This is a genomic window from Mesorhizobium sp. (assembly GCF_005063415.1).
In the GTDB taxonomy this organism is placed as follows: domain Bacteria; phylum Pseudomonadota; class Alphaproteobacteria; order Rhizobiales; family Rhizobiaceae; genus Mesorhizobium.
On record NZ_SUEG01000171.1, the window covers coordinates 1 to 9,900 of the forward strand.

The 9,900-nt window shown below is 59.3% G+C and carries 14 protein-coding genes; 5 read left to right on the plus strand and 9 right to left on the minus strand.

Annotated features, from left to right (window positions below):
* Nucleotides 1-96: 96 nt before the first annotated feature.
* Nucleotides 97-597, minus strand: coding sequence for an MmcB family DNA repair protein (locus E5W70_RS27940; protein ID WP_292664562.1), 501 nt, complete (start codon nucleotides 595-597; stop codon nucleotides 97-99).
* Between the two features lie 130 nt (nucleotides 598-727).
* Between E5W70_RS27940 and E5W70_RS33220 the strand changes: the two genes are divergently transcribed.
* Complete coding sequence (locus E5W70_RS33220; protein WP_366509754.1) at nucleotides 728-1,783, plus strand: hypothetical protein; 1,056 nt, start codon at nucleotides 728-730, stop codon at nucleotides 1,781-1,783.
* Here E5W70_RS33220 and E5W70_RS27945 read toward each other — a convergent pair.
* The 4 genes from E5W70_RS27945 to E5W70_RS27960 form a co-directional block, all read right to left on the minus strand.
* On the minus strand, nucleotides 1,706-2,335 hold the full coding sequence (locus E5W70_RS27945) for a sce7726 family protein (RefSeq protein WP_292664541.1): 630 nt from the start codon (nucleotides 2,333-2,335) through the stop codon (nucleotides 1,706-1,708). The two genes, E5W70_RS33220 and E5W70_RS27945, sit on opposite strands and share 78 nt — an antisense overlap.
* Nucleotides 2,336-2,812: 477 nt before the next feature.
* The gene (locus E5W70_RS27950) at nucleotides 2,813-3,220 is read right to left on the minus strand and encodes a hypothetical protein (RefSeq protein ID WP_292664543.1); all 408 of its coding nucleotides are present in this window, start codon (nucleotides 3,218-3,220) and stop codon (nucleotides 2,813-2,815) included.
* Between the two features lie 61 nt (nucleotides 3,221-3,281).
* Entirely contained in the window at nucleotides 3,282-3,785 is a 504-nt protein-coding gene (locus E5W70_RS27955) for a type II toxin-antitoxin system antitoxin SocA domain-containing protein (protein ID WP_292664545.1), read from the minus strand.
* Between the two features lie 215 nt (nucleotides 3,786-4,000).
* Entirely contained in the window at nucleotides 4,001-4,300 is a 300-nt protein-coding gene (locus E5W70_RS27960) for a DUF1330 domain-containing protein (protein ID WP_292664547.1), read from the minus strand.
* A 148-nt stretch (nucleotides 4,301-4,448) separates the two neighbouring features.
* On the opposite strand from E5W70_RS27960, the gene E5W70_RS27965 reads away from it, so the two are divergent.
* Nucleotides 4,449-4,775, plus strand: coding sequence for a GYD domain-containing protein (locus tag E5W70_RS27965; protein WP_023717906.1), 327 nt, complete (start codon nucleotides 4,449-4,451; stop codon nucleotides 4,773-4,775).
* Between the two features lie 122 nt (nucleotides 4,776-4,897).
* On the opposite strand, the gene E5W70_RS27970 is transcribed toward E5W70_RS27965, so the two are convergent.
* Nucleotides 4,898-5,167, minus strand: coding sequence for a hypothetical protein (locus E5W70_RS27970; RefSeq protein WP_292664549.1), 270 nt, complete (start codon nucleotides 5,165-5,167; stop codon nucleotides 4,898-4,900).
* On the opposite strand from E5W70_RS27970, the gene E5W70_RS27975 reads away from it, so the two are divergent.
* Complete coding sequence (locus E5W70_RS27975) at nucleotides 5,166-5,783, plus strand: L,D-transpeptidase (RefSeq protein ID WP_292664551.1); 618 nt, start codon at nucleotides 5,166-5,168, stop codon at nucleotides 5,781-5,783. The genes E5W70_RS27970 and E5W70_RS27975 overlap by 2 nt on opposite strands.
* 110 nt (nucleotides 5,784-5,893) lie before the next feature.
* On the opposite strand, the gene E5W70_RS27980 is transcribed toward E5W70_RS27975, so the two are convergent.
* From E5W70_RS27980 to trpS, 3 genes are all read right to left on the minus strand, one after another.
* Nucleotides 5,894-6,463 carry a NifU family protein gene (locus E5W70_RS27980; protein WP_292664553.1) on the minus strand — a complete coding sequence of 190 codons (570 nt, stop codon included), beginning with the start codon at nucleotides 6,461-6,463 and terminating at the stop codon, nucleotides 5,894-5,896.
* 556 nt (nucleotides 6,464-7,019) lie between these two features.
* A complete protein-coding gene (locus E5W70_RS27985) occupies nucleotides 7,020-7,511 on the minus strand; it encodes a universal stress protein (RefSeq protein WP_008872431.1) in 492 nt (163 codons plus the stop codon).
* A gap of 192 nt (nucleotides 7,512-7,703) precedes the next feature.
* Nucleotides 7,704-8,780 carry a tryptophan--tRNA ligase gene (gene trpS / locus E5W70_RS27990; RefSeq protein WP_292664557.1) on the minus strand — a complete coding sequence of 359 codons (1,077 nt, stop codon included), beginning with the start codon at nucleotides 8,778-8,780 and terminating at the stop codon, nucleotides 7,704-7,706.
* A 357-nt stretch (nucleotides 8,781-9,137) separates the two neighbouring features.
* Here trpS and E5W70_RS27995 point away from each other — a divergent pair, with 357 nt between their 5' ends.
* Nucleotides 9,138-9,383 (plus strand): type II toxin-antitoxin system VapB family antitoxin, encoded by a 246-nt coding sequence (locus E5W70_RS27995; protein ID WP_023676383.1) that lies wholly within the window; start codon nucleotides 9,138-9,140, stop codon nucleotides 9,381-9,383.
* On the plus strand, nucleotides 9,383-9,787 hold the full coding sequence (locus E5W70_RS28000) for a type II toxin-antitoxin system VapC family toxin (protein ID WP_292664560.1): 405 nt from the start codon (nucleotides 9,383-9,385) through the stop codon (nucleotides 9,785-9,787). Before E5W70_RS27995 ends, E5W70_RS28000 begins: the two co-directional genes overlap by 1 nt.
* Nucleotides 9,788-9,900: the final 113 nt, after the last annotated feature.

Consider the following 9,900-nt stretch of genomic DNA (forward strand, 5'->3'; position numbering starts at 1 on the left):
CACATCAAGCGGCCGGGCGCGCCGGAGGGCGCAGGTTTCAGCGCTGGCGGAGCGAAGGCCGAGACCGCCGCGTCACGGAAGTAGCTTTACGAAGGCCTATTCGCTTTCACCCTCCAGCGCCGGAACCGACACCCCGGCAAGCTCCGCCGCCAGCAGCCGCGCAGCACCGGCGCGCGCGATCCTCAACATCAGCGCCTTGCGCGTCGCCGCCGCCATGCGGTGTTCGGGCGCATCGCGCAAAATCTCGGCGCCATAGCCGTCGGAGAGGATGAAGCCGCATTCCTCCGGAAATATCTCAGCGGGCACGCCGGGATGGGTGGCGAAGAAGAAGCGGTCGGAATGCAGCCGGTAGTCCGGCCATTTGCGGTCGACCCTGAAATCCTCGATCGAGGATTTGATCTCGATGATCCAGATGTCGCCCTGGCGGGTCAGCGCCACGAGGTCGGCACGTCGGCCGGTGGCCAGCGACAGTTCCGGCAAGACATGCGCGCCCATCTGCTTGAGCAGCCGCTGCACACCACGCCTGACCAGCATGGCACGCTCCGACTGGCGGCCGTCGATGAGCGGGTTGAGGGGTAGAGGTGAGATGATCGGCATGGAGATACCATGCCAGATTTTGTTCACGGTTTGAACCCGGTTTTTTGGGGCGATTATCTGGTTGACAAACCCGGTTAGGAAATGCGCATTGTCCGTGCTATTCCCTTCCATGGGTAAATGGGAGGGAACCATGCCAGTTACATACGTACCAATCTTGCGATGGAAACAGGGCGAGCGCACAGCGCTGAATAACTTAAGAGCGGCCGCGCGGGTTAATGTAGTGCCGCTCATCGTCATAGCTCAGGGAAACTATGGTGATACCAAGCCGCCGAGGGCGGCCCCAAAGAACCCACCTAAGAGTTCTCCTGTAACTGCCTCTGATGCTCTAGCGAAACAAATTTCGGACGCTTGGGGACCGACCAAGTTGTTCATCGATGCGTCTGACCTGCCGGGAAGCCCGACTGTCCATCACCTCGACAATATCCGGGCGAGTGCTAATTCCGCTAATCTTCACTTGGTGCCATCCACTAGGTATTTGGCGCCCCCTGCCTATCATGCGGCGGTAACGAGAATGATAGCGGCGGATCGCCGGGGCGCCGCCCTCAGAATTTCATTGGCTGAGTTAACCACTGCCCCCACATCGATAGCCAATTGGTACTGCCCCGTAGCTGAAACCGATCTCATCATTGATCTTGGAGGCAGCGTCGCCAGTGTCTTGGCTCTGGGAGCCCCTGCATTCGCGGCATTCCGCGCGTTGCACCAAGGAGCCTCGTGGCGTTCAGTAACGGTTGCTGGAGGCAATATACCGGCTACTCTGACCGGGTATACGGTCGGCCAAACTATGCTGCCGCGTACTGAGTTGGACCTCTGGAATGCCCTAAATGCATATGGCTTAGGTTACACATTGCATTTCGGCGACTACGCCACAATCGGCCCCGACGCATCGACCGATAACATCCCGGGTCCTGTGCCGATCAACGCAAAATACACCCCAGACGGCCAGTTCCAGATATTCCACGGTGTTAAGACCAAAGGACCTGGTGCTATCCCTCGTGAGACGCAATATCGCAATTACGCAGCTGCAATTTCGCGATTTCCGAGAAGAACTCCGCTCGGCAATTGTTGGGGTGACTTGACGATAGACGCTATCGCCAACGTTCCTGGCACATCACCCGGAAGTCCGGCTAGTTGGGTGGGGTACTGCGTCAATCGTCACATCGAACTTACTAGGAACCAACTGCCCTAGTTTTTGCCTACCCTTAAGGGCCGCCCGCACCTCGTCGCATAGCTGCCGAAACGACAGTGCCCCAATGAGCCGATTGCTTATTTCGGTTGCTGGCTTGGCCCGCCAACCCTTGGCGAGGTTGTACTTTTCTAGAATCGCGACGGCCTCGTCTTTCCAAAGCAGCTGCGCGACAATGAATGGGTCCGGGGCCGGGTTCCGCCGCGCAGTGCGCTTGCTTTTAAGAGCTACGTCGTCGCCTTTCATGTCGGCGACGTAGCACCCCCACCATTTTGGAATCAGCGCGGCGGCTTTCTTGTAATGTTTGCCGCCGACGACCAAGGTCATGCGGTCGAAAACCTTGCCATACATTTCTACTTGATAGGGGAGACGGTCGAGCGTGTCGCTGTCACTCTTCAATTCATATCCGCAGAGTTCACCGTTGATGACTGCGATATCGACGCGCACGGTTCCAGACCACACGCCCATCTCCTCGACAATGCGTGTCGTGGCATCGCCCTCGTGCACTATTTGGAGGTGAGCCTTAACCGCTCGCCTCACGTCGGCATCCCGCATTCGGCCCCCTTTGTGGCTTCGTCTCTGCAGCGTAATGAAGAAAGGTTAGCGGAACTTTTACCCAGTTGGTCAAGGAATCACAGGTGGCAAACACCACTATCCTTCCTTCTTTTTCGGATAATTTCCTGCTTAGGCGGCGATGACCTTGCTACCTTTCAATACGCGATCGCCGCGCTGGTCCTTGGCGCCACGACCGAAGCACTCTTCTAACCTATCCTCGTAAGGCAATCAGGTCTGTCGTCGGCGATCTCGCGGACATCGTGGCTGGCGGCTGCGGTCCTGGTTGAACGCCATCAACTGGCCGCAATCATCGATGGAAAACGGAACGCGCGTGCGGCGCCACAACGCGAGGCAACCTGCGAACTGGAAACAGACGAGTCAGAGGTAGCCATGACCGCGGGCTGAAGAAAATCGCAAAGGGGCAGCCTCCGAAAGAGTGGAAAAGAGCGGCGATCCCTAGCAGCCGCTCATCGGTCCCTAGGCAGTGTGCCCCGCGCCCTTCCCGGAGGCCACAAGCCCCGCGATTAACCGCAGATTTTCGGGGATTGCTTCCTCATGGCGTTCCTTTGCCATGCGGAAGGCACCTTTGAGCACCGCAACGATGATCAGGCCGGACAACAGCATTGATCCGGCAAACAGCGCTACGCGAGTGTTCTCACCCATCAAGAAAAACGTGAAGTGGTGCCAGAACACCAAGCTCAACAAAAGGCCCCATAAGAACACAACGAAAATCACGCTCGACCCGAGTATGGCCCAGCGGATAAAGCGGATTTGTTCGTTGTCGGTTTTTAGATCCGAGAGGTAGGTTATCAGCTCTTTGTCGAGTTCCGCGTTTCGCCCGGACGATTCGAGAAGGGCTTCAATCTCCGGCCAACGCGCTTCCATACGTGAGAGGACATCTGGCACCTCCTCAACGGGAGCCAGATTGACCCTTGGCTCCCCAGTTTCAGTGCCCGAAGATGTCTTTGGCCCAGCCGCGCTCTTTGCGGACATTGTCGTAATATTCTTTCATTGTTGCCTCGGGAATCGAAGCGTAGGTGCCGGATTCCTTTAAAGTCGTCGCCCACGGCGATCCGTCTTTATGGGTCAAATCCGACAGAGAAAACGCATGCATTTTCCCGTAAGAGTCAACAACATTAGTAATCAGGCGTTTTGCAGGAAGAGGTAGAGCATCCGCCGCGTAAGGCAGTTCCATAAACTCGTCAGTCAACAGCTTATTAACTGGCTGGCTCGTATACCCGCTAAGCGAATTGTAAAGTTTCGGGTAAACTGGCCCAAGCTTCCATACCTGAGGCTGGCCATCTACAAGAGGTTCGTCAAAAAAAGCCAAAGACCACCCATGCACGAGAAACACCAATTTAATCAGGTGCATCTTCGTGATCTTCAGGTCGCGCTTCCACGCCTTTTTCAAAATTTCATTCGCGATTGCGCGTTGGTCGTATCGCGCCATGCTATTACATCTCCTGTATCAAGTACCGGCACAGGGTTTCACGCGCCAGGACCAGCTTAGATAGGATGATTCTAACACGTTTTCCACAACACGTCTTGACAGCGTTGTGTCGCCATCGCGAAGCCGATTCGGCTAAGGCCATTCCCCTACGGCCGGGTAGCACTTGCACCAATGATTCGCGTAGCTGCCGGGATTGTCCACTAATGGTGCAGGCCTCAGCTAACCGGCATCATGCCCTCCAGAGCAATAATTCTCGTCTTTGCTGAGCGCTCGCGGATGGCTTTGAGGCGGCCGTATTCTGGAGAGTCGTACCATGCCAGGAGGGAAGCCATGTCCGGGAATTCGACAATGACAAGGCGATGAGGCTCCCAATCGCCTTCCAGAACTTTGGTGGCTCCGCCGCGAGCGATGTACCTCCCCCCGTAGCGGGCTTCGGTTGCCGGCACATCCCGGCGGTATTCCTCGAAGACGGCGGCGTCGGTTATGTCGACATCGGCAATGAGATATGCGGCCATTGACCTTACTCCTGAAAAAAACATTGAAACAGGTCTATTAGCGACCCCGCAACTAAGCCAGCGGTACTACGCCTCGGAAACGACTCGCCTTCTCCCGGATTGGGGCGCTTAACTGTCTGGTGGGGGCAGCTCTGGGAGGAGACGAACCATGCCGATGTATCTCACGCGATTCAGCTACAGGCCCGAAACCTGGGCGCGCTTGATGGATAATCCCGAGGATAGACGCGAGGCTGCCCGTTCCTACATCGAGTCGGTCGGCGGCAAGCTGCACGGGTTCTGGTATGCCTTCGGAGAGTACGATGGCTGGAACCTATGGGAGGCGCCGGACAACGTCTCCATGGCCTCTGTCATGCTCGCCATCGGTGCGGGAGGCGCGCTCAGCTCGTACGAGACCACCGTCTTGTTAAGTGTCGAAGAGACGATGGACGCGCTTGGGAAAGCGAAGTCGATCCGCTATCGCCCACCGGGATCGTGACGGCCGCCCGCGCTTTGCGAAGGCTAGTCTTTGGTAACGGTTGCCGTTGAACGGCGCCCATCCGTAGACTTTCGCCCAAAATGTCCGGTGCACCCTCTTGGTTGCGCTGGCAGTTAGCGCGTTCAATGTTGGCCACGGGAACGCCGGGCAGCGTCACCGACATTCACGGTGATTTCCTCGTCTCCCGGTTCTTGTTCCTGGCCCATTGATTTTGCAGCATAATCCTGCGGTGGCTGTTGCCGAAATGCCATAGTCGCAGGTTTACCGGCATGCAAGCCCAAGGATATAGGCATCGCCCGCTTGGCAAGCAAAGCAAATGCCAGCATGAATGAAGATGAAAAAAGCGGCCGAGTCGAGCCGCTGTTGTTTGGGCAGGCATCGGACCTTTTCATGCGCATGAAGTCACTTGCAATCGTCGCGGCCCTGGCGCTGTCGACGGCTGTCGCCGGTTGCAGCACAATCGGCTCGCAGGTCTTTACCAACAACTACGGCGCGGTGACCGATGCCGGTTATCATTTGCCGCGCGTCCCGATCGAAAAGGTGCCGTTCAAATACCGCCGGCAGATCGTCGACTACGACACCAAGGAAAAGCCGGGCACCATCATCGTCGATACGCAGAACAAATTCCTCTATTTCGTCATGGGCGACGGCGAGGCGATGCGTTACGGCATCGGCGTCGGCCGTGAGGGTTTCGAATGGCACGGCACTGCCCATATCGCGCTGAAGCGCGAATGGCCGACCTGGACGCCGCCGTCGCAGATGATCAGGCGCCAGCCGGAGCTGGCCAAGTTTGCCGGCGGCATGGAGCCGGGATTGAAGAACCCGCTCGGCGCGCGCGCCATGTACCTGTTCAACAAGGGCGGCGACATGGGCTACCGCCTGCATGGCAGCCCGGAATGGAATTCGATCGGCAAGGCGATGTCGTCGGGCTGCATCCGGCTGATGAACCAGGACATTATCGACCTCTACGACCGCACCTCGGTCGGCGCCAAGGTCATCGTGATATAAACTCCTTATACGCGGACCGTCTAGGCAACAACACAGACGTCGCAAACAGAAAACCGGGCACTTTGGCCCGGTTTTTTGTTGTCTATCGACGTTGACGATGGAACGGTGCGTCAGGAGACCTGTTCGACATGCTGCACTTCGGGCACGAAGTGCCGGAGCAGGTTCTGGATGCCGTGCTTCAGCGTCGCCGTCGACGACGGGCAGCCGGCGCAAGCGCCTTTCATATGCAGAAACACGGTGCCGTTCTCGAAGCCGCGAAAGGTGATGTCGCCGCCATCCTGGGCCACCGCCGGGCGCACCCGCGTGTCGAGCAGCTCCTTGATAGTGAGGACCAGCTCCTCGTCGGCCTTGTCGTAGAATTCGCCGGTCTGGCTGGTCTCGGCGGCGGGGCCGGCCTTGGCCATCACCGGGGCGCCGGACATGAAATGCTCCATGATGGCGCCGAGGATAGCCGGCTTCAGATGCTGCCAGTCGGGGCCGTCCTTGGTCACGGTGATGAAATCATAGCCGAAGAAGACGCCGGTGACGCCGGGGATCTCGAACAGCCGGCCGGCCAGCGGCGAAGCCGTCGCGGCGCTGTCGGCATCACGGAAATCGGCGGTGCCTTCTTGCAGCACTTCCTTGCCGGGCAGGAATTTCAGCGTCGCCGGGTTTGGCGTCGACTCGGTCTGGATGAACATGGCCGTCTCCGTGCCCGTTTGGGGCAGCTAGTTTGGAATAATTCTAATTAGGCTTTATCCACCCGACATTCAAGCGAAAGGCATCGCGGGGAACGGCCACAGGCAGAATGAATTTTCTTCTGTAGCGCCGTGCGTCTTCCTGAAGCGCCAACGATGCCGTTCATGCGATGATACTCACCGGCCGTAAGCAACCACTGCATCGCTGCGTTATTGGACCACTGTAACGGCATGGATCCCAGGGTCTGCGCCGCGTCGCTTCGCTCCTTGCTCCGCCCTGGGATGACGAAGGGAGGGACGCTCCGGCTCATTTTGAACGCCTGCGACTTGCCATCGGCCCACCCGACGCTGCGACCCGAGAGCCGTATCTGTGACGTCTGCGATTAGCCATAAGCCACCACGCCTCCGTCATCCCAGGGCGAAGCAGGAGCGAAGCGACGTAGCGGAGACCCTGGGATCCATGCCGTGACCTTCGAGCGTCGCGGTGCTGAACGACAGGGTCCTTTTTGGCCCCGCAACGCTGGCCCGATCGGTTCGTCGCAGGCCCGCTGAACATACCCTAGGCCAAGCTGTCGATTTCTTCGTCCGACAGGTTCTGCGGCACCACCGTGACCGGGATGGGAAAGGCGGCGCCCTTGCCAGCGACCGCGCCGACCAGCGGCCCGGGTCCTTCCTTGCCGGCGCCTGCCGCCAGCACCAGGATGGCGATGTCCTGGTCTTCCTCGATCAGCTTGTGGATCTCTTCGGTCGGCTTGCCTTCGCGCACCACCAGCTCCGGCTCGATGCCGAGCTTCTGGCGCACCTTGTTGGCGTAGCTGTCCAGTGCGGCGCGCGCCGTGGCGTTCGCCTCCTCGCGCATGATCTTCTCGACGCCCAGCCAATGCTGGAAATCATCCGGCTCGATGACATAGAGCAGCACCAGCACGCCGCTCGTGCTTTGCGCCCGCTTCGATGCGTAGGCGACGGCGCGCTCGCATTCCGGCGTGTCGTCGATGATCGCCAGGAACTTACGGCGATGACCGGCTTCGCGGCTGAGGCGTTTGGAGACCATATTCACCCTGTTCGATGGTTTCGGTCGCAATCTGCCACCGCCGCAGCCCGCCCGCAAGCGACCGGCGGCTGTGGCAATGCTGGTGCAGCTTAAAGCGCGTCGCGTTCGACCAGCCTCATGCGACGCGCTTCAGGTTCTTGTTTTATGCATGTCGTTATCGCAAAACCGCTGCACACTTTTGCGCGACATGCATTAGCCTTGCAGCAGGCCGATAATGTCGCGCACGGTCTTCATGGTCGCTTCGGCCAATGTGCCGGCACGTTCGCCGCCATCCCGCAACACCGCGTCGACATAGGCGCGGTCGCCGGAGATGCGGCGCATCTCGCCTGCGATCGGCGCCAGCTTTTCCACCGCAAGGTCGGCCAGTGCCGGCTTGAACACCGAAAACTGCTGGCCGCCATATTCCTTCAGCACCGCCTCTTTCGATATTTCGGCGAGGCCGGCATAGATGCCGACGAGGTTTTCCGCTTCCGGCCGGCTGGCAAGCCCGTCCAGTTCGCCCGGCAAAGCCTCCGGGTCGGTCTTGGCCTTGCGGATCTTCTTCGAGATGACATCGGCATCGTCGGTCAGGTTGATGCGCGACAGGTCCGACGGGTCCGACTTCGACATCTTTTTCGAACCGTCGCGCAGCGACATGATGCGCGCCGCCGGGCCACCGATGACCGGCTCGGTCAGCGGGAAATAGCCGTTCACCGTCTCCTCGCCGACCTGCATCTCGACGCCGACGCCAAGCGCTGCGATGCGGTCCGAAAAGTCGTTGTTGAATTTCTGCGCAATGTCGCGGGTCAGCTCCAGATGCTGCTTCTGGTCGTCGCCGACCGGCACGTGGGTGGCGCGGTAGACGAGGATGTCGGCGGCCATCAGGGAGGGATAGGCGAGCAGGCCGAGCGAGGCGTTCTCGCGGTCCTTGCCGGCCTTGTCCTTGAACTGCGTCATGCGGTTCATCCAGCCGATGCGCGCCACGCAGTTGAAGACCCAGGCAAGCTCGGCGTGCTGCATCACCCGCGACTGGTTGAAGACGATGTGCTTGTTCGGATCGATGCCGGAGGCGAGAAACGCCGCGGTGATCGAACGCGTCTGGTCCTGAAGATCCTCATAGACGAGCTGTGCGGTCAGCGAATGCAGATCGACGACGCAATAGATGCAGTCGGAGGTGTCCTGTAGGGCGACGAATTTCTTGATGGCGCCGAGATAATTGCCGAGATGCAGATTGCCGGTTGGCTGGACGCCGGAAAAGACGAGCGGTTTGAAGGGGGGCTGATCGGTCATGGTGTTTCCCTGGCTTGTGGAGGGCCGTTTCGCGCGCGGCGAAAGTCTTGCGACGGCGCGCTTATGGACGAGAGCGAGGAGACGATCAAGAGGGGGCGTTGGCCAGGGCGCGGGGCTTTGGCTTCGGCCGAACAGAAGGCTGTTTGAGGGGGATGGCGCCGATCAGAAACAAAAACCCGCCTCGGCGGGCGGGTCGTTGGAGCCAATCAGCACCATACCGAAATTAGTAGCATAGCTGCCGGCACAAAGCAAGAACAAAATAGCTCGCCTTGGCAATCGCTTCGATTTGGCTAGGCCCACATTGACGGACTGATGTAGATAGCTACATAATATTTGCTACACCGCGGAAGCAAAACAATGACGATCAACATCAACAACAAGGAAGCTGACAGCCTGACGCGGGCTTTTGCCAGGCTTGAAGGTGTCGGCATCACCGAGGCAATCGTGATCGCCATGCGCGAAGCTCTGGAGCGCCGACGCAATCGCGAGACGCCGCTGGAGACGGCGGCACGGCTCCGGGCCGAGTTCGGTATTGAGCTGAGCGAGCAGGCGCGCAAGCCGCTGCCGCGCTCGGTCTACGACGAATTGTCCGGCGAAGACTGATGTTCATCGATGCAGCCGCTATCGTTGCAATACTGAGCAACGAGACCGAAGCCCAGCGCTGCGCGCAGGCGGTCATGAAAGCGTCGGCTCCGTTCACGTCGGCTATCGCGGTTTGGGAAGCCGCGATGGCGCTTTCCCGATCGGAAAAGCTAGCCATCCCGGTCGCCACAAGCCTGGAGATAGTCAGCCGTTTTCTCGAAGAGCGTGGAATCACCTTGCGGGAGCTTCCGCCTGCCTCTGATGCAGCATCCCTGTCTGTCGAGGCAGTGTCGCGGTTTCGCAACAACGCTGGCCGACTGAACATGGCCGACTGTTTCCACTACGCCTGTGCGCGCTACTACGCCGTTCCGATGCTTTCGACGGCGGACGAATTCCGCTTCACGGATCTGGAGACTGTTGCTTGACCGGCTGGGACCCCTTCCGCCCGATATTGCGGCGGATCATGCCGAAATCGGCGCCGCCGGTGGCGAAGGCGGTGACGAAGTAAAGCAGCGCCCCGCCGGCGACCAGCGCAAGC

Coding starts and splice junctions, on each gene's coding strand:
- E5W70_RS27940 (WP_292664562.1), bottom strand. CDS start 597: ATGCCGATCATCTCACCTCTACCCCTCAACCCGCTCATCGACGGCCGC.
- E5W70_RS33220 (WP_366509754.1), top strand. CDS start 728: ATGCCAGTTACATACGTACCAATCTTGCGATGGAAACAGGGCGAGCGC.
- E5W70_RS27945 (WP_292664541.1), bottom strand. CDS start 2,335: ATGCGGGATGCCGACGTGAGGCGAGCGGTTAAGGCTCACCTCCAAATA.
- E5W70_RS27950 (WP_292664543.1), bottom strand. CDS start 3,220: ATGGAAGCGCGTTGGCCGGAGATTGAAGCCCTTCTCGAATCGTCCGGG.
- E5W70_RS27955 (WP_292664545.1), bottom strand. CDS start 3,785: ATGGCGCGATACGACCAACGCGCAATCGCGAATGAAATTTTGAAAAAG.
- E5W70_RS27960 (WP_292664547.1), bottom strand. CDS start 4,300: ATGGCCGCATATCTCATTGCCGATGTCGACATAACCGACGCCGCCGTC.
- E5W70_RS27965 (WP_023717906.1), top strand. CDS start 4,449: ATGCCGATGTATCTCACGCGATTCAGCTACAGGCCCGAAACCTGGGCG.
- E5W70_RS27975 (WP_292664551.1), top strand. CDS start 5,166: ATGCGCATGAAGTCACTTGCAATCGTCGCGGCCCTGGCGCTGTCGACG.
- E5W70_RS27970 (WP_292664549.1), bottom strand. CDS start 5,167: ATGAAAAGGTCCGATGCCTGCCCAAACAACAGCGGCTCGACTCGGCCG.
- E5W70_RS27980 (WP_292664553.1), bottom strand. CDS start 6,463: ATGTTCATCCAGACCGAGTCGACGCCAAACCCGGCGACGCTGAAATTC.
- E5W70_RS27985 (WP_008872431.1), bottom strand. CDS start 7,511: ATGGTCTCCAAACGCCTCAGCCGCGAAGCCGGTCATCGCCGTAAGTTC.
- trpS (WP_292664557.1), bottom strand. CDS start 8,780: ATGACCGATCAGCCCCCCTTCAAACCGCTCGTCTTTTCCGGCGTCCAG.
- E5W70_RS27995 (WP_023676383.1), top strand. CDS start 9,138: ATGACGATCAACATCAACAACAAGGAAGCTGACAGCCTGACGCGGGCT.
- E5W70_RS28000 (WP_292664560.1), top strand. CDS start 9,383: ATGTTCATCGATGCAGCCGCTATCGTTGCAATACTGAGCAACGAGACC.